The sequence below is a fragment of the Polaromonas sp. genome (genome assembly GCF_039932935.1).
In the GTDB taxonomy this organism is placed as follows: domain Bacteria; phylum Pseudomonadota; class Gammaproteobacteria; order Burkholderiales; family Burkholderiaceae_C; genus Polaromonas.
Window position 1 is genome coordinate 75702 of record NZ_JBDTPB010000049.1, and the last position, 16959, is coordinate 92660.

At 61.2% G+C, this 16959-nt stretch carries 17 protein-coding genes; 9 read left to right on the forward strand and 8 right to left on the reverse strand.

Features of this window, described 5'->3' with window-relative positions; translation table 11 throughout:
* Nucleotides 1–18 precede the first annotated feature (18 nt).
* From pyrC to ABI546_RS09235, 7 genes are all read right to left on the reverse strand, one after another.
* Nucleotides 19–1080 carry a dihydroorotase gene (gene pyrC, locus ABI546_RS09205; protein WP_348046291.1) on the reverse strand — a complete coding sequence of 354 codons (1062 nt, stop codon included), beginning with the start codon at nt 1078–1080 and terminating at the stop codon, nt 19–21.
* A gap of 96 nt (nt 1081–1176) precedes the next feature.
* Nucleotides 1177–1914 (reverse strand): amino acid ABC transporter ATP-binding protein, encoded by a 738-nt coding sequence (locus tag ABI546_RS09210; RefSeq protein ID WP_348046292.1) that lies wholly within the window; start codon nt 1912–1914, stop codon nt 1177–1179.
* Between the two features lie 51 nt (nt 1915–1965).
* A complete protein-coding gene (locus ABI546_RS09215; RefSeq protein WP_348046293.1) occupies nt 1966–2652 on the reverse strand; it encodes an amino acid ABC transporter permease in 687 nt (228 codons plus the stop codon).
* 1 nt (nt 2653) lies between these two features.
* Complete coding sequence (locus ABI546_RS09220; protein ID WP_348046294.1) at nt 2654–3376, reverse strand: amino acid ABC transporter permease; 723 nt, start codon at nt 3374–3376, stop codon at nt 2654–2656.
* A gap of 107 nt (nt 3377–3483) precedes the next feature.
* Nucleotides 3484–4374, reverse strand: a complete 891-nt coding sequence (locus ABI546_RS09225; protein ID WP_348046295.1) for a transporter substrate-binding domain-containing protein — start codon at nt 4372–4374, stop codon at nt 3484–3486.
* A gap of 553 nt (nt 4375–4927) precedes the next feature.
* Nucleotides 4928–5890, reverse strand: a complete 963-nt coding sequence (locus ABI546_RS09230; protein WP_348046296.1) for a LysR substrate-binding domain-containing protein — start codon at nt 5888–5890, stop codon at nt 4928–4930.
* A 211-nt stretch (nt 5891–6101) separates the two neighbouring features.
* Entirely contained in the window at nt 6102–7952 is a 1851-nt protein-coding gene (locus tag ABI546_RS09235) for an ABC transporter ATP-binding protein/permease (protein WP_348046297.1), read from the reverse strand.
* A gap of 48 nt (nt 7953–8000) precedes the next feature.
* Between ABI546_RS09235 and ABI546_RS09240 the strand changes: the two genes are divergently transcribed.
* From ABI546_RS09240 to ABI546_RS09250, 3 genes are all read left to right on the forward strand, one after another.
* Nucleotides 8001–8438 carry an acyl-CoA thioesterase gene (locus tag ABI546_RS09240; RefSeq protein WP_348046298.1) on the forward strand — a complete coding sequence of 146 codons (438 nt, stop codon included), beginning with the start codon at nt 8001–8003 and terminating at the stop codon, nt 8436–8438.
* 137 nt (nt 8439–8575) lie between these two features.
* Nucleotides 8576–9160: a YdeI/OmpD-associated family protein gene (locus ABI546_RS09245; protein WP_348046299.1), complete on the forward strand. Its 585-nt coding sequence runs from the start codon at nt 8576–8578 to the stop codon at nt 9158–9160.
* 95 nt (nt 9161–9255) lie between these two features.
* Nucleotides 9256–9789, forward strand: coding sequence for an MgtC/SapB family protein (locus ABI546_RS09250; protein WP_348046300.1), 534 nt, complete (start codon nt 9256–9258; stop codon nt 9787–9789).
* 86 nt (nt 9790–9875) lie between these two features.
* Here the strand turns inward: ABI546_RS09250 and ABI546_RS09255 are convergent, their stop codons facing one another.
* Nucleotides 9876–10319 carry a hemerythrin domain-containing protein gene (locus tag ABI546_RS09255; RefSeq protein ID WP_348046301.1) on the reverse strand — a complete coding sequence of 148 codons (444 nt, stop codon included), beginning with the start codon at nt 10317–10319 and terminating at the stop codon, nt 9876–9878.
* 178 nt (nt 10320–10497) lie between these two features.
* Between ABI546_RS09255 and ABI546_RS09260 the strand changes: the two genes are divergently transcribed.
* From ABI546_RS09260 to ABI546_RS09285, 6 genes are all read left to right on the forward strand, one after another.
* Nucleotides 10498–11454, forward strand: coding sequence for a complex I NDUFA9 subunit family protein (locus ABI546_RS09260; RefSeq protein ID WP_348046302.1), 957 nt, complete (start codon nt 10498–10500; stop codon nt 11452–11454).
* A 324-nt stretch (nt 11455–11778) separates the two neighbouring features.
* Entirely contained in the window at nt 11779–12462 is a 684-nt protein-coding gene (locus ABI546_RS09265) for a glutathione S-transferase family protein (protein WP_348046303.1), read from the forward strand.
* A gap of 17 nt (nt 12463–12479) precedes the next feature.
* A complete protein-coding gene (locus ABI546_RS09270; RefSeq protein WP_348046304.1) occupies nt 12480–12785 on the forward strand; it encodes an NIPSNAP family protein in 306 nt (101 codons plus the stop codon).
* Nucleotides 12786–12839: 54 nt separating this feature from the next.
* Nucleotides 12840–14111, forward strand: coding sequence for a multifunctional CCA addition/repair protein (locus ABI546_RS09275; protein ID WP_348046305.1), 1272 nt, complete (start codon nt 12840–12842; stop codon nt 14109–14111).
* An 82-nt stretch (nt 14112–14193) separates the two neighbouring features.
* Nucleotides 14194–15042: a trehalose-phosphatase gene (gene otsB / locus ABI546_RS09280; RefSeq protein WP_348046306.1), complete on the forward strand. Its 849-nt coding sequence runs from the start codon at nt 14194–14196 to the stop codon at nt 15040–15042.
* Entirely contained in the window at nt 15039–16892 is a 1854-nt protein-coding gene (locus ABI546_RS09285) for a glycoside hydrolase family 15 protein (protein ID WP_348046307.1), read from the forward strand. The genes otsB and ABI546_RS09285 overlap by 4 nt, the downstream gene beginning before the upstream one ends.
* Nucleotides 16893–16959 lie beyond the last annotated feature (67 nt).

The following is a 16959-nucleotide window of genomic DNA, read 5'->3' on the forward strand; positions in this document are numbered from 1 at the left end:
GCTTAGCGCTCATCACCTTCACGCAGTCGCGTCCAGCTTCCAGGGCAGGTTTTCACCTGAGCGTAAAGGCTTGAGCTCGGCTTCGCCGAAGGCATAGCTTTCGGGCGGGTGCCAGCTTTCTTTCTTCAGCGTGATGCTGCCGGTGTTGCGCGGCAGGCCGTAGAAGTCGGCACCGTTGAAGCTGGCAAAGGCTTCGAGCTTGTCCAGCGCGCCTACGTCATCAAAGGCTTCTGCATAAAGCTCCATGGCGGCATGCGCGGTGTAGCAGCCCGCGCAGCCGGTGGCATGCTCCTTCAGGTGAGCCGGGTGCGGCGCGCTGTCGGTGCCGAGGAAAAAGCGGGCATTGCCGCTGGTGGAGGCTTCGACCAGCGCAAGGCGGTGCGTTTCGCGTTTGAGCACCGGCAGGCAGTAGTAGTGCGGACGAATGCCGCCGATGAAGATCGCGTTGCGGTTATAGAGCAGGTGATGCGCCGTGACGGTGGCGCCCGTGAACTTGCCGGCATCACGCACGTAATGGGCGGCTTCGCGCGTCGTGATGTGCTCAAAGACGATTTTGAGTTCGGGAAAATCGCGGCGCAGTGGAATCAGCTGGTTGTCGATGAATACTGCTTCCCGGTCGAACAGGTCGATGTCAGGCGAAGTCACCTCGCCGTGCACCAGCAACAGCAGGCCTTCCTTTTGCATCGCCTCCAGCGTCTTGTAGGTCTTGCGCAAGTCGGTTACACCGGCGTCGCTGTTGGTGGTGGCGCCGGCGGGGTACAACTTCAAAGCCACAACACCGGCATCCTTCGCGCGCTTTATTTCATCCGGCGGCAGGTTGTCCGTCAGGTACAGCGTCATCAGCGGTTCGAACTGCACACCAGCGGGCACAGCGGCCTGAATGCGTCCACGGTAAGCCACAGCCTGGGCGGCGGTGGTCACCGGCGGCCGCAAGTTGGGCATGATGATGGCGCGGCCGAATTGCGCGGCCGTATGGGGCACGACCGTGAGCAGCGCTTCGCCGTCGCGTACGTGCAGGTGCCAGTCGTCAGGGCGGGTGATGGTCAGGGTGGAGGCGGTTGTGCGGGTGGCTGAAGTCATGGCCTGAATTGTCTCACTGGTCGGCTGGCGAACCCATCATGAAGCTCCATGAAAAAAGCCCCGGAGTCCGGGGCTTTTTTTTGGGGCGCACGGTTTTCAATGCTGCAGGATCTTGTTGAGGAAATCCTTGGTGCGCGCCTGGCGGTTTTCGGGGTGACTGAAAAACTCGTCCTTCGAGCAGTCTTCCAGAATGCGGCCGCCCACGTCCATGAAGATGACGCGGCTGCCCACTTTTTTGGCAAAGCCCATTTCGTGGGTCACCACCATCATGGTCATGCCCTCAACGGCCAGGCCCATCATGCAGTCCAGCACCTCGCCCACCATTTCGGGGTCGAGTGCGGAGGTGGGCTCGTCAAACAGCATGGCAATCGGGTCCATGCTGAGGGCGCGGGCAATCGCCACGCGTTGCTGCTGGCCGCCCGAGAGCTGGCCGGGGAACTTGTCTTTGTGCGCCATCAGGCCCACGCGGTCCAGGTATTTGAGGCCGTGTTTTTTGGCCTCGTCAGGCTTGCGACCCAGCACCTTGACCTGCGCCAAAGTCAGGTTTTCGGTCACGCTCAGGTGCGGAAACAGCTCGAAGTTCTGGAACACCATGCCGACGCGGCTACGCAGTTTGGGCAAATCCGTCTTGGGGTCATGCACGGCCTTGCCGTCGACAAAAATCTGGCCCTTCTGGAAAGGCTCCAGGGCGTTGATGGTCTTGATGAGGGTTGATTTGCCCGAGCCCGATGGGCCGCAGACCACAACTACTTCACCCTTCTTGATGCTGGTGGTGCAGTTGTTGAGAACCTGCACATCACCGTACCATTTGGAAACTTCTTTTAACTCAATCATCTTCTTCTCCAGTGTTCTCTTTGAGATTCGCGCGGCTTGAGGACGGCGAGCTCAGCGAATGATGGCGATTCTGTTGTTCAGGCGCTTGACCAGATAGGACAACCCAAAACACATCACGAAATAGACCACGGCAGCCAACAGGTAGGCCTCTTCAGGGCGGCCATAAATCTTGCCGGCTGTGCTGAAGCCTTTGAGCAGGTCATATGCACCAATGGCGTAAACCAGCGACGTATCCTGAAACAGGATGATGGTCTGCGTCAGCAGGATGGGCACCATGTTGCGGAAAGCCTGAGGCAGGATGATCAGCTTCATGTTCTGCGCGTAAGTCATGCCCAGAGCGCGCCCTGCGTTGACCTGGCCGCGCGAAATGGACTGAATGCCCGCGCGCATGATCTCGCTGAAGTAGGCCGCCTCAAAGGCCACGAAGGTGATGATGGCGGAGATTTCCGCGCGGTAGTTGCTGCCGCCGGGGATCAGGCTGTAAAACGACGCCGGCACCAGCAGGAAGAACCACAAAATCACCATGACCAGCGGAACGGAGCGCATGCCGTTGACATAGATGGTCGCGGGAACAGTCAGGAACTTTTTGCCCGACAGCCGCATGAGAGCCAGCACTGTGCCAAAAATAATGCCGCCAATGGTGGCGATGACCGTCAGCTGGATACTGAAGATAAAGCCCTTGACGACGAACTGGGAAATCATGTCCCAGTTCAGGAAGCCCATGTCGAGTCCAAGCATGTCAGTGCCCTCCGCCCGTTGAGCCGGCTACAACGAAGCCGGGGATCTGGACCTTCTTTTCAACAAAGGCCATGACCCGGTTGACCGCGAAGGCCGAGACAGCATAGAGGGCCGTCACTGCCAGGTAAATTTCAATGCCGCGCGAGGTTTCTTCCTGCGCCTGCATGGCGAACATGGTGAGCTCGGCGATCGACACCGCGAAAGCGACGGACGAATTCTTCAAGAGATTCATCGACTCGCTGGTCAACGGCGGAATGATGATGCGAAACGCCATCGGCAGGATGACGTAGCGGTAAGTCTGCAGGGTGGTAAAGCCCATGGCCATGCCGGCGTAGCGTTGCCCGCGCGGCAGCGCCTGGACACCGGCCCTGACCTGCTCGGCGATACGCGCCGAGGTAAAGAACCCGAGCGCAAACACCACCAGGATGAAGCTGGGCAGGTCTTTCATCGCCGGAAAAATCTTGGGAATCACAAAATACCAGATGAAAATCTGGACCAGCAAGGGGACGTTGCGAAACAACTCGACCCAGGCATTGGCAAAGCGGACCAGCCACGGGCTGTTGGGCAAGGTGCGCAGCGTGCCGATGAACGCGCCGCAGAGCATGGCGATCACCCAAGATGCGCCGGCGACGGACAGGGTCCAGCCCCAAGCGTCGAACATCCATTGCAAATAGGTTCGACCGCTACCGTCATCATTCAAAAATACCTGCCAATCCCAAGTCATCACGGCTCCAGCAAAGGGTTGTTGTGTTGTGCTTGCATGCCTCGGTAAACGAGAAACCCCGCCAGAGCACAAAGTCCGGCGGGGTTCTTCAATTTACCTGACCCGAATTATTTCTGGGCGTACTCTTCCATGGGCTTGTCGTTCGGATTGTCCCAGGCGGCCTTGGTGCTGGCGCTCAGTGCGAGGCCGACCTTGGTGTTCTTCGGAGGAATCGGCGACAGGAACCACTTCGTCCACAGCTTGTTCATTTCGCCGGACTTGATCATGCTCTTGACCGTGTCATCGGCCAGGCGCTTGAGCAGCGGGTCGTCCTTGCGGATCATGATGGCGATGGGCTCAACGCTCAGCACTTCACCAACGATCTTGAAGTCGGAAGGCTTCTTGGCGGTGGCAATGTTGCCGGCCAGGATGGAGCCGTCCATGACGAACGCATCAGCGCGGCCCGACTCGAGCAGCAGGAAGCTGTCGGAGTGGTCCTTGCCGAAAATTTCCTTGAACTCAACGCCGCTGGCGCGTTTGTTCTTGCGCAGCGTCTGCACCGAGGTGGTACCGGTGGTGGTGGCCACGGTCTTGCCGCTGAGCTGGGCGACCGACGTGATGCCGGAGGTGGCTTTCACGGCAATGCGAACTTCTTCCACAAAGGTGGTGTCAACGAAAGCCACGTCTTTTTGACGGGTGGCGTTGTTGGTGGTGGAGCCGCACTCGATGTCGACCGTGCCGTTTTGCACGAGAGGGATGCGGTTTTGCGAGGTCACGGGCTGGTACTTGACTTCCAGCTTGCGCTCGGCGGCCTTTTCGAGGCCGGCCAGGATGCGCTGGCAGATTTCGACGTGGTAGCCGGTGTATTTACCGTCGCCCAGGGTATAGGACAGCGCGCCGGAGGAATCACGCACACCCATGGTCACCACGCCCGAGGCCTTGACTTTGGAAAGGGTGTCGGCAAATGCACCGCCGGTGGCGAGCAATGCGACAGACAGAGCGACTAGCTTGAGTTTCATGAAATCTCCTGTAATGAATGAAACGATTAGCGAACTATTCTAGAGAGTTGGTTCCCGGGACACGCCTAGGTTTACCCGGCCTCTAAAAACGATGGAAATTGGACTGCGTGAAGGGCGGTGTTTGGGCTAGTGTTTTTGCAAACCCGCAGCATCGATGGCAATTGCGGGGGTTTTCCAAAATGGTGCACGCATTAAAGTCCGGAACTATACGGCAGATGTAAGCAGTGTTTGTGCCAGCCTACCGTTGAGGCTGGGCGGCAATCTTGCCCGGCGCGATTTTGCGCAGCGGGCGGAGGCGCGGCCCAAGACCAGAAACAGACAGCAAATACATCAACACCCAAGACATTCACCCAAAATTTGAAGGTCTCGAACTGTAAATTTGACGTTGCCAAAACACCAATGCTGTTTCAACGATCTTCCATGCATTTTTTTTATAACCACATAGGGTTACTACTAGTCGTCAGACTATAGCCAGGAATGGCCGGCCTTCCAGCGCGGGCAAACGCCAGCCTTCGATGGCGTTGTTTGCCAATGCGAAACGTGTGCGTAAGCCTTAGCGAGACGCCGGCGCGCTCGCCGCGCGTCCGCCCGTTTTTTCCTTGGCGCCGGTTTGCGCCTGCAGGTATGTCCACAAAGCCTGGGCATGGGTTTTGGCGGACTCTTTGGAGGTGGGCCGCTCCCGGTACACGCGCACGTCCATGGTCATTTCCAGGTTGCCGCCAGCATTGACCAGCTTCTTGGCGCGCAACTCTTTTTTGACCGCACTGAGCGGCAAAAAGGCAATACCGTGCCCCTCCAGCGCCATCGCCTTAAGGCCTTCGGCCATGTCGGTTTCGTAGACCCTGTCGAGGTGGATGGCCGTGCTGGACTGCTTGAGGATCATGTCGACCATGCGGCCCAGGTAAGCACCCGGCGCATAGCCCAGATAAGGCAAGGGCTGGCCGGCGCGGCCCGGCAGCACGAACTCGGGCTCGCCGGCAGAGTTGGCGCGCACAAAAGGCGCCAGCACTTCCTGGCCCAGCGACACCATTTCATAGCGGTCCGGGTCCAGCTGGAAGGGCTGGGAGTCGTGGTGGTAGGCGATCAGCAGGTCGCAACTGCCTTCGACGAGACGCAGCACCGCGTCATGCACGTTCAGGGCAATCAGCCGGCTTTTGATGGGGCCGAACTTCTCACGCAGGCTGCTGACCCAGGCGGGGAAAAAGGTAAAAGCCAGTGTGTGCGGCACCGCAAACTCAATGACGTCCTGTCCGGCTGAGGTGTGGCCGCGCAGCATGGCGCGTGTGGACTGCAGGCCCTGCAGCATCTCCAGCGACTGGCTGTAAAGCGTTTCGCCGGCGGGGGTCAAGCGTGTGGGATAAGAGCTGCGGTCCACCAGATCGGTGCCCGCCCAGGCTTCCAGGGCCTGGATGCGCCGCGAAAACGCAGGCTGGGTGACATGACGCAACTGGGCAGAACGGCTGAAACTGCGGGTTTCAGCCAGACTGACGAAATCTTCCAGCCATTTGGTTTCCATAGACCTCAGACTCCAAAAGGGCAATCAAGCGGTCAACCGTAGCCGCCAGGTCTTCCGATTATGCGATCTCACGCAATCTTTCGGCCTACGGGGAATCCCATGGCCGGCATGGGACCGAAAACAGCTTGCAGGTGGGTCGACTCCCGGTTGCTACTTATTTGATAGCTGCTGGCGCTCGCCAGATCTGGCCAAAGCCGCGATTTCCCTTAAATCAGGCCTCTGCCGCACTCTGCTGCAAGGCCCACATGCGCGCATACGCGCCTTCCAGGGCGAGCAGCTGCACATGCGTGCCGCGTTCCACAATGCGGCCGCTGTCCATCACCAGGATTTCGTGCGCATCCACCACGGTGGACAGCCGATGGGCGATCACCAGCGTGGTCTTGTTTTGTGCGGCGGTGCGCAGCTCAGCCTGAATGGCACGCTCGTTGGCCGAATCCAGGGCCGAAGTGGCTTCGTCAAAAATCACCACCGGCGGGTTTTTCAGCAAGGTGCGGGCAATGGCCACGCGCTGCTTTTCGCCGCCCGAGAGCTTCAGGCCGCGTTCACCCACCATGGTCTGGTAGCCCAGCGGCGTCGAGGCAATAAAACCGTGGATGCGAGCCGCGCGCGCGGCTTCTTCCACCTCGGCATGGCTGGCGCCCGGCTTGCCGTACGCGATGTTGTATTCCACCGTGTCGTTGAACAGCACGGTGTCCTGCGGCACGATGCCGATAGCCTGGCGCACGCTGGACTGGGTGACCTGCTTGATGTCTTGCCCCGCAATGGTGATGCGGCCCTGCTGCACGTCGTAAAAGCGGTAAAGCAGCCGCGCCAGCGTGGACTTCCCAGCACCCGAAGAGCCCACCACCGCAACAGTCTTGCCGGGCGGGATTTCGAAGCTCACGTTGTGCAGAATGGGTCGTGCAGGGTCATAGGCGAAATTGACATTCTCAAAGCGTACCGCCGGCGTGCCGTCGATGACGATGGGCTCGGCGCCCGCCACGTCGGCGATTTCACGTTCGCGCTCCATCAGCACAAACATCTTGTCCAGGTCGGTCAGGCTTTGTTTGATCTCGCGGTAAATCACGCCCAGGAAACCGAGCGGAATGTAAAGCTGGATCATGAAGGCGTTCACCATAACCAGGTCGCCCAGCGTCATGCGCCCATCCACCACGCCCTGTGTCGCACGCCAGAGCATGGCCACCAGCCCGAAGGCAATGATGAGTTGCTGCCCGGTGTTGAGCAGGCTCAGGGTGTTCTGGCTCTTGATGGCGGCACGGCGGTAGCGTTGCAGGTTTTCGTCGTAACGCGCGGCTTCGAACTCTTCGTTGTTGAAGTACTTGACGGTCTCGTAATTGAGCAACGAATCGATCGCGCGGCTGTGGGCCGACGAATCGAGCTCGTTCATGGTCTTGCGAAACTGCGTGCGCCATTCGGTCACGGTGACCGTAAAGAAAATGTAGAACACCAGCGCAATGCCTGTGATGCCGGCAAACCAGACGTCGAACTTGACCGCCAGCAGCGACAGCACCAGCGTCACCTCGATCAGCGTGGGGATGATGCTGTAGAGCGAATACGAAATCAGCGAATGCACGCCGCGCGTGCCGCGCTCGATGTCGCGCGTCATGCCGCCGGTCTGGCGCTCCAGGTGAAAGCGCAGGCTGAGCGCATGCAGGTGCCTGAACACTTCCAGCGAAATCCGCCGCGCCGCGCCCTCGGTGGCCTTGGCGAACACCAGTTCGCGCAGCTCCGTGAACAGCGTAGTCGACAGGCGCAGCAAGCCGTAGGCCAGCAACAGCATCGCCGGCACCACCAGCACCACCTGCACGTCGCCCGGCTTGAAGCTCATGGTGTCAACCAGGTTTTTCAGCAGCAGCGGGACGCCCACGTTGGCCAGCTTGGCGCCCACCATGAAGCTCAGGGCGGCCAGCACGCGCCATTTGTAGTCCCAAAGGTAGGGAAACAGCCGCTTCAGTGTGTCCATGTCCGAGCGCCCGGAAGCCGGCTGCTGGCCGCCGCCTGGCGCGGACGCAGCGGGTGGCATGGCCAGGGAGGAATCAACAGCGGAAGCTCGGGAGCGCATGAGGGACAATCGTGAAGGTTGTTGTAATAACTTTTTCAGATTGTGCCTATGTCTTCCGAATCAAGCGCCTCCAGGGACATTCACGCCGAGGACGCCCTCAACGTCCAGCTGCCCACCGACAAGGAGCTGGTGCTCAAGGTGATCCCCATGCCGGCCGACTGCAACGCCAACGGCGACATCTTCGGCGGCTGGGTCATGGCGCAGGTCGACCTGGCCGGCTCGGTGGTACCGGCGCGCCACGTGGACGGGCGCATGGCGACGGTGGCTGTCAACCAGTTCATCTTCAAGCAGCCTGTGCGGGTGGGCGACATCCTGTCGTTTTTCTCCTGCGTGACCCGCATCGGCACCACGTCCATCACGGTCCAGGTCGAGGTCTATGCCGAGCGCTTCCGGGCGCAAGGCCGTTACATCAAGGTCACCGAAGCCAGCCTGACCTATGTGGCCATTGACGACTTTGGCAAACCCCGCAAGATTCCCAAAAACTGAGGGCGGCAGAGCGGCTACTCATCTGGCCGTCTGACCTTTTAGTTCACGCGCGAGCAGCTATCGATTTCATAGCGGCTCAGGGGAGTTCCCCGCAATGCCTGCATGACATGCCGCGCGCACCGTGCAAAAATGGCGCGATGCCAGCCACTGCCGACATTCAGGAACCCCTGCTTTTCAAAACACCCCGCAGCTGGAAAGGCTGGCTGGCCAAACACCACGCCAGCAGTTCCGGAATCTGGCTCAAGGTCGCCAAGAAGGACTCCGATCAGGTGTCCATCACCTGCCCCGAGGCGCTGGAACTGGCACTTTGCTACGGATGGATAGACGGCCAGAGAAAAGCGCTGGACGAACACTTTTTTTTGCAGCGTTACTGCCCGCGCCGTGCACGCAGCCTCTGGTCCCGAATCAACCGGGGCAAGGTCCTGGCCCTGATCGAAGACGGAAAAATGCAACCCGCGGGCCTGGCGGAAATCGAACGCGCACGTGCCGACGGCCGATGGGACGCTGCCTACGAAGCGCAGAGCCAGTCGGTCGTGCCGCAAGACCTCGCGGCGCTGCTGGCCAAGAGCCCCAAGGCCAGAGCCTTCTTTGACTCCCTGGACTCCCGCAACCGCTTCGCGATCCTGTTCCGGCTGCAAACGGCGAAAAAGGCGGAGACACGCGAACGCCGCATGGTGCAGTTCATGGACATGCTCAAGCGCGGCAAAAAAATTCACCCCTGATACCCAAGCTTTTCAGCAACGCGGGCGGTGATGACGACACTGGCCGGACAAGGTACATTCGGCTTTCCTATCCACAACCTCGCAGGAGTGTTCGTATGGCGACGAGCTGGTGGCAGCAAGTGGGCGATACCATCGCCTCGGAGTTTTCTGACATTCCGGATGCCGAACAGGCCACCCGCTTCCTGCTTCGCCTGCTGCTTGCCGCATTGCTGGGCGGCCTGCTCGGCATTGAGCGTGAACAAAAGGGCAAAGCGGCAGGCGTGCGCACCCACATGCTGGTGTCCATGGGCGCTGCGCTGTTTGTGCTGGTGCCGCAACAGTCGGGAATGGTCAGCGCGGACATCAGCCGCGTGGTTCAGGGCATCATTGCTGGCGTCGGTTTTCTTGGGGCCGGCACCATCCTCAAGGGCGACGACGAAGAAAAAGTCAAAGGACTGACCACCGCAGCCGGCATCTGGCTGACCGCGGCCATCGGCGTGGCGGCGGGCATGGGGCGCGAGGCCACGGCCGTCCTGAGCACGGTACTGGCTTTGGGCGTGCTGGCACTGGTGCCGCGAATCACGCAGCTCGTCGAAAAAGAAACAAAGAAAACTCCCGCCAGCAAAGCCCCACCCGAAGACGCCGCATGACGTCCCTGGTATTGAGCACCATCCCGATTGCTGGCGTTTTACGTTGACGACCTCGTCAGGGGTGTCGCCACACCGCGCGGCGGCGTTCAGGCCTTGATACGCTGCGAGACAAACTCACCTTCATAGCCTTTGGCCAAGGATTGCTTTTCGGCCTCGCTCAGCACTTTTCCCGCCAGCTGGAACACGCCCTGCTCTTCATCTTCGAGGTGGTGGTAAATCTTGTGGTGCAGTTCTTTCGCGGTCGACAGCCAGCTTGGCGAACTGAAATCAGTGGCTTCCAGCGTTTCCACGAGCTTGTCCATCTGGTGATGTTCGGCGATGCCGTGGCGCGAGGGCTCTTGCGTCATGTCGTGCGCAATCAGCGGCACGTAGAAAAATCGTTCTTCCGCCGCCGCATGCGCCGCAAGTTCAAGCTTCAGTTCCTTGAACAGCGTGAGTCTTTCCTCACTGTCTCCCTGCGTTTTGATGAGGTTGTCCGCCAGGGCGCGCTGGGTTTCATGGCTGGTTCGCAGTGCTTCAAAAATATTCATTTGGCCATTATGGGGATGGTGCGGTCCGCGGCGTGTAGGCCGATGGCGGGTTCTCTCAGCCTCTTTTGCTATCAGTTTTATAGCTGCTCGCGCTTACCCAGCAGGCGCCACCGACCCAATTCGCTGAACAACTGGCAGGCGGTCCACGTCACGCGGTAAAAGCGCAAAATCAGGGCATATGAACAAAATACTCCTTCTTGGCGGCACTGGTTTTGTCGGCCGGCATGTCTGCGAAAAACTCGCACGGCTGCAATGCCCTGTGACCGTGGTCACACGCAGGCGTGACAACGCCCGACATCTGCAAATGCTGCCGCTGGTCGACGTGGTAGAGGCTGACGCCCATGACGCGGCTTCGCTGGCGCCGCTGCTGGCCGGCCACGAGGCCGTGGTCAACCTGATTGCCATCCTTCACGGCACACAAGCATCGTTTGACAAGGCGCACGTGCAGCTTCCGCTGGAGCTGGCGCGCGCCTGCGAGGCCAGCGGCCTGCGGCGCATCGTCCACATCAGCGCGTTGGGTGCGGCGCTTGAGTCGGCCTCGATGTACCAGCGAAGCAAGGCGCGCGGCGAAGCCGTGCTGCTCAGCACCGGGCTTGACGTGACCGTGCTGCGGCCCAGCGTGATTTTTGGTGCCGAAGACAAATTCCTCAACACCTTTGCGCGGCTTCAGCAGCTTTTCCCGGTGGTTCCGCTGGCAGCCGCCGATGCACGCTTTCAACCCGTGTGGGTCGAGGACGTGGCCGATGCCATCATCCATTGTCTGCAGGACGCCGATACCGCAGGCCAGATCTACGAAGTCTGCGGGCCTGACGTATTCACCTTGCGCCAGTTGGTCGCGCTGGCCGGCCGTTATGCCGGCATCAACGGCGGCAAGGGCCGCCCGGTAATCGGCCTGCCCGACGCGTTGGGGCGCCTGCAGGCGGGGCTCATGGCGCTCGCACCCGGGGAGCCGCTGCTGAGCCGCGATAACCTCGATGCCATGGCCACCGACAACGTCGCCACCGGCAAGCTGCCCGGCCTGCAGGCCCTGGGCATAGCGCCCTCGGCGCTGGACGCCGTCGGCCCTTCTTATCTGGGCGCGCAGGGCCTGCGTAGCGGGCTCATGGCCAAACGGAAAACTGCCGGGAGGTTTTAGGCCCCCACGGTCGCTCACTTCGTGTAGCTCCCTGCCCCCCGAGGGGGCCGCCCGCCTGCGGTCTGGCAAAGCCAGTCCCGCGGCTCATGCTGGGTTGAAGATTCAGGGCGTATGCAGTAGGGGTAGTTCACCAGTGGGGGCCGCGGGACTGGCTTCGCCAGACCGCAGGCGCCGCCCCCTGGAAGGGGGGAACAGACTACACGAAGTGAGTCTGGAAGGGGGTCGCATCAATCTCTTGGTTTTTTTGCATCAATGGCACGCTGGCGCGGCGGTAGCATCGCAAGTCGTTTCACTTCGCCTTCTTCGTCAGCAGAACAGGACACCATGCTCAAGCTCTACATCGGCAATAAAAACTATTCTTCGTGGTCCATGCGCCCCTGGGTGCTGCTCAAGCAGGCCGGCATTCCGTTTGAAGAGGTCAAGCTGCGCTTTGACTCGTTCGACGCCGACTCAAGCTTCAAGAAAAAAATCGGCAGTGTGAATCCGACTGGCAGGGTGCCTGCGCTGGACGACGATGGTCTGGTGGTGTGGGACACGCTGGCGATTGCCGAATACATGGCCGAGCGTTTTCCCGACAAAAAGCTCTGGCCACAGGATGTGAAGGCACGCGCCCGGGCGCGCAGCGTTTGCGCCGAAATGCACAGCGGTTTTGGCGCGCTGCGCTCGGCTTGCCCCATGAACATCGAAGCCGACCTCTCGGACATGGGCCAGCTGATCTGGCGCGACAAATCGGCCGTGCGCGCCGACGTGCAGCGCCTGTCGGCCATGTGGAGCGAATTACTGGCTCAGTACAAGGGGCCGATGCTGTTCGGTGAGTTCAGCATTGCCGACGCCTTCTTCGCGCCCGTGTGCATGCGCCTGAGCCGTTATGGCCTGCCGGTGCCGGCCGAAATCTCTACCTACATACAGCGCGTCATCGCACTGCCCGGCGTCAAGGCCTGGGTCGACGATGCACTGGCTGAAAACGACTTTCTCGACTTCGAAGAGCCGTACCGCAGCAAACGCTGAATCAAGGAGCCCGTTGTATGGTCACCATTTATTTGCGCTACGTCCTCAACACCGCCAGGCTCAAGGAGTTCGAGCACTACGGCAAACTGTGGATTCCGCTGGTGGAAAAATTCGGCGGCCAGCACCATGGCTACTTCATGCCCAGCGAAGGCGCCAACAACATTGCGCTGGCCCTGTTCACCTTTGACAGCCTGGCCGCATACGAGAGCTACCGCCAGCGCTCCTTCGCGGACCAGGACTGCCTGGCCGCGTTCAAGTACGCCGAAACCACGGGCTGCATCATCAGCTACGAGCGCAGTTTCTTCCGGCCGGTCTTCTCCTGACTCGGGATGGCCGGGGTTGGCCCGAAGCCGGCCCGAGCCGCTAAACTGAGTTCCATGCAAATTTACATGGTCGGTGGCGCGGTGCGCGATGCCTTGCTGGGCTTGCCTGTGCAAGACCACGACTGGGTGGTCGTGGGCGCCACCCCGGAGACGCTGGCGGCGCAGGGTTATTTGCCGGTCGGCAAGGACTTTCCGGTTTTTTTGCACCCTGATACCCGTGAGGAATACGCGCTGGCACGCACCGAGCGTAAAACAGCCAGTGGATACCGCGGCTTTGTCGTACACGCCGAGCCCGACGTGACGCTGGAGCAAGACCTGGCGCGGCGCGACCTTACTATCAATTCAATAGCTGCTCCCGCCCGCCAGCAAACGGCTTCCACGCATTTTGATCCTGATTTTTCGGCCTTGATCGACCCGTTCGGCGGGCAAAGGGACATTCATGGCAAGGTGCTGCGCCATGTGACGGACGCCTTCCGTGAGGACCCGGTCCGTATCCTTCGCCTGGCCCGCTTTGCCGCGCGCTTTCCGGATTTTTCGGTGGCGCCCGAGACGATGGCCCTGATGCAAGACATGGTCGAGGCTGGTGAGGTCGATGCACTGGTGCCCGAACGCGTCTGGCAAGAGCTGTCGCGCGGCCTGATGGAAGCCCGGCCTTCGCGCATGTTCGAAGTGCTTCGCGACAGCGGGGCTTTGCAAAAACTGCTGCCGGAAGTCGCACGCCTGTGGGGCGTGCCCCAGCGCGCCGACCACCATCCCGAGGTCGACACCGGTGTTCACCTGATGATGGTGCTGGACATGTCGGCACAGCTGCAAGCAGGCCTGGCCGTGCGCTTTTCCTGCGTGTGCCATGACCTGGGAAAAGGCACCACACCGGCCGACGTCCTGCCGCGGCACATCGGCCATGAAGAACGCAGTGCCCGGCTGTTAAAAGATGTTTGCGAGCGCCTGCGAGTGCCCGTGGAATGCCGAGAAATGGCTGACGTGGTGGCGCGCGAGCACGGCAACATTCACCGCAGCGCGGAACTCGCCGCAGCCGCAACGGTGCGACTGCTGGAGCGCTGCGACGCCTTTCGCAAACCCCAGCGCTTTGCCGACGTGCTGCTGGCGTGCGAATGCGATGCCCGGGGCCGTCGGGGCCTGCAGGACTCGCCCTATCCCCAGCGATCGCGGATGCTGGGGGCCTTGGGTGCTGCGCAGGCCGTACAAACGCAGCCACTCGCGCAAAGCGCACAAGCCGCCGGGCAAGACGGCAAAAAAATCGGGGAAATCATTCACCAGGCCCGCGTGAAAGCCGTTCAGGGCTTCCTCGCGAGCGCGGCAGCATAGTCGACCCCGCCTTCCAATCGCAAAAAAGCGGAACTGACCTACAGCTTGGAAAAAAAGTCTCTGCTAAGGTGGAGGTCAATGCATGTTTCACCCACCTCATCACCGACCGCGCCTTCCCCCCCCTTCCGGGAAATTCGGGCAATTCGGGCAATTGCCCGACATAGGCACGCACAGCGCCCTCTTTCTGGACTTTGACGGCACACTGGCCGATCTCGCGTCAGAACCGGAAGCCGTCGAGGTCGCCTCCGGCGTGATTCCGGCCCTGGTCCGCCTGTCAGAGCAACTGGGCGGCGCACTGGCCATCGTGTCGGGGCGCCGGCTCAGCGATCTGGACAGCTTTTTGGCGCCGTTGCGCTTGCCTGCCGCCGCCGAGCACGGCGCTCAGCGCCGCCAGGCCGATGGCCGCGTCATCAGCCTGGCCACGCCCGACGTGCAGCAAGTCGCCCGCCGCGCCGCCGAATGGGCCGCCCACCACGACGGCCTGCGCGTGGAGATCAAGTCTGCCGCGGTTGCCCTGCACTATCGCCATGCGCCCGCGCTCGAGGCAGAGTGCCTGCAAGTCATGCAGCAAGCGGCCGACGGCACACCCGGCGTTGAATTGCTGCGCGGTAAATATGTGTTCGAGGTCAAACCCGCCAGTGTCAGCAAGGGCACGGCCATCAGGGCTTTCATGACGGAACCCCCATTCGCAGGCCGCCAACCCCTTTTTGCGGGCGACGACGTCACCGATGAAGACGGTTTCACCGCCGTGCAAGCGCTGGGCGGTGAGGGCATCAAGGTGGGCGAAGGCCCTACGCTGGCAAGGCACCGGTGTGATTCACCCGCCGCGCTGCGGCAATGGCTGCACGCTGCGCTGGGCGGCCCGGCAGAAGACGCCGCCGAAACGAAAGACAGGTTGCCGCACACCGCCACGGAAGAAAGCCGGCCATGAGCGTCGCCGATGACTCACTTCACTTCGCCCCACCGGCCAAGCCCTCTCTGGCGATGGGCGTCATTGGCAATTGCGCCTTCAGCGCGCTGGTCGACATTCGCGGCCGCATCGTCTGGTGCTGCTTGCCGCGTTTTGATGGTGACCCGGTCTTCAACGCCCTGCTGGACCCGACGACGCCCGATGCGGACGGCCGCTACGCCACGGAGTCTCGACCAGGCGCCTTCGCGATCGAGATAGAAGACTTCGCCGAGTCCAGGCAATGGTACGAGCCCAACACCGCCGTGCTGCGGACCCAGCTGTTTGACAAGCGCGGCCAGGCGATTGAGATCACCGACTTCGCTCCGCGTTTTTTCAGCCGGTCCCGTTTCTTCAAGCCCATGACGCTGGTGCGCCGCGTGCGGCCCATCCATGGTGCGCCGCGGATTCGCGTGGTGCTGGATGTGCGGTTTGACTGGGGCCGGCGCGAACCGTTGATTACCCAGGGCAGCAACCACCTGCGTTTTGTCGGAGACGCGCTCACACTGCGCCTGAACACCGACGCACCGATCTCGCACCTGCTGTCCCGCCAGCCCTTCGTGCTCACACGAGAACACAACTTTCTGCTGGGTGCCGACGAGTCGCTGGCCGAAGGCATTGCCGACACCGCGCGCCTGTTTGAGCAGGAAACCGTGTCGTACTGGAAGAAATGGAGCCAGCGCCTGCACATTCCGCTCGAATGGCAAGAGGCCGTGATACGCGCGGCCATCACGCTCAAGCTTTCACTGTTTGAAGACACGGGCGCCATCGTGGCCGCCATGACCACCAGCATTCCCGAAGCCCCGGGCAGCCAGCGCAACTGGGACTACCGCTATTGCTGGCTGCGTGACGCATTTTTTGTGGTGCGCGCGCTCAACAGCCTGTCGGAAGTCGGCACCATGGAAGACTACCTGCGCTGGCTCAGCAATGTGGTGGTGCAGTCCAAAGGCGGGCACATCCAGCCGCTGTATGGCATCGGCCTGGAGCGCGAGCTCCCCGAATCCATGATGCAGCACCTGGACGGCTACCGCGGCATGGGCCCGGTGCGCGTAGGCAACCAGGCGCAGGAACACTTTCAGCACGATGTTTATGGCAATGTGGTGCTGGGCGCGGCCCAGGCGTTTCATGACCACCGGTTGCTGCACCGCGCGGGCCTCGCCGAATTCAAGCGTCTGGAAGACGTCGGCGAACAGGCCGTGCGCAATTACGACAAGCCCGACGCGGGCATGTGGGAGCTGCGCACGCGCGCGCGCATCCATACCTCGTCGGCCCTGATGAGCTGGGCCGCTTGTGATCGCCTGGGCAAGGTCGCGGTTGTGCTTGATTTGCCGGAACGCGCCGCCTATTGGAAAAGCCATGCGGCGATCATGCAGGAACGCATCCTGCGCGAAGCCTGGAGCGAAGAACGCCAGGCTTTCGCCGAAAGTTTTGGTGGACGCGACCTGGACGCCAGTGTGCTGCTGATGATTGAAGTGGGCTTTATCGATCCGAGAGACCCGCGCTTCATCGCCACGGTCGACGCGCTGGAAACCCATTTGTGTGACGGTCCCTATATGCGGCGCTACGAGGCGCCCGACGATTTCGGCAAGCCCGAGACGGCTTTTAATATTTGCACCTTCTGGCGCATTGATGCGCTGGCACGCATAGGCCGCAAAGAGCAGGCCCGTGAAATCTTCAACACCATGCTGGCGGCGCGCAATCATGTGGGCCTGCTGTCGGAAGACACGCATCCCATCACCGGCGAGATGTGGGGCAACTTCCCGCAAACCTATTCCATGGTGGGCATCATTAACGCAGCCGTGCGCTTGTCTGCATCCTGGGAAAGTCAGGTATGAAAGGTGATGCACACCCCCGTTGGCGCTCACTACGTGTAGCGCCCTCCCCCCTTGCTGGGGGCTGGCG

Coding starts and splice junctions, on each gene's coding strand:
- ABI546_RS09275 (WP_348046305.1), top strand. CDS start 12,840: ATGCAAATTTACATGGTCGGTGGCGCGGTGCGCGATGCCTTGCTGGGC.
- ABI546_RS09270 (WP_348046304.1), top strand. CDS start 12,480: ATGGTCACCATTTATTTGCGCTACGTCCTCAACACCGCCAGGCTCAAG.
- ABI546_RS09250 (WP_348046300.1), top strand. CDS start 9,256: ATGGCGACGAGCTGGTGGCAGCAAGTGGGCGATACCATCGCCTCGGAG.
- ABI546_RS09260 (WP_348046302.1), top strand. CDS start 10,498: ATGAACAAAATACTCCTTCTTGGCGGCACTGGTTTTGTCGGCCGGCAT.
- ABI546_RS09245 (WP_348046299.1), top strand. CDS start 8,576: ATGCCAGCCACTGCCGACATTCAGGAACCCCTGCTTTTCAAAACACCC.
- otsB (WP_348046306.1), top strand. CDS start 14,194: ATGTTTCACCCACCTCATCACCGACCGCGCCTTCCCCCCCCTTCCGGG.
- ABI546_RS09255 (WP_348046301.1), bottom strand. CDS start 10,319: ATGAATATTTTTGAAGCACTGCGAACCAGCCATGAAACCCAGCGCGCC.
- ABI546_RS09210 (WP_348046292.1), bottom strand. CDS start 1,914: ATGATTGAGTTAAAAGAAGTTTCCAAATGGTACGGTGATGTGCAGGTT.
- ABI546_RS09235 (WP_348046297.1), bottom strand. CDS start 7,952: ATGCGCTCCCGAGCTTCCGCTGTTGATTCCTCCCTGGCCATGCCACCC.
- pyrC (WP_348046291.1), bottom strand. CDS start 1,080: ATGACTTCAGCCACCCGCACAACCGCCTCCACCCTGACCATCACCCGC.
- ABI546_RS09265 (WP_348046303.1), top strand. CDS start 11,779: ATGCTCAAGCTCTACATCGGCAATAAAAACTATTCTTCGTGGTCCATG.
- ABI546_RS09225 (WP_348046295.1), bottom strand. CDS start 4,374: ATGAAACTCAAGCTAGTCGCTCTGTCTGTCGCATTGCTCGCCACCGGC.
- ABI546_RS09230 (WP_348046296.1), bottom strand. CDS start 5,890: ATGGAAACCAAATGGCTGGAAGATTTCGTCAGTCTGGCTGAAACCCGC.
- ABI546_RS09220 (WP_348046294.1), bottom strand. CDS start 3,376: ATGACTTGGGATTGGCAGGTATTTTTGAATGATGACGGTAGCGGTCGA.
- ABI546_RS09240 (WP_348046298.1), top strand. CDS start 8,001: ATGTCTTCCGAATCAAGCGCCTCCAGGGACATTCACGCCGAGGACGCC.
- ABI546_RS09285 (WP_348046307.1), top strand. CDS start 15,039: ATGAGCGTCGCCGATGACTCACTTCACTTCGCCCCACCGGCCAAGCCC.
- ABI546_RS09215 (WP_348046293.1), bottom strand. CDS start 2,652: ATGCTTGGACTCGACATGGGCTTCCTGAACTGGGACATGATTTCCCAG.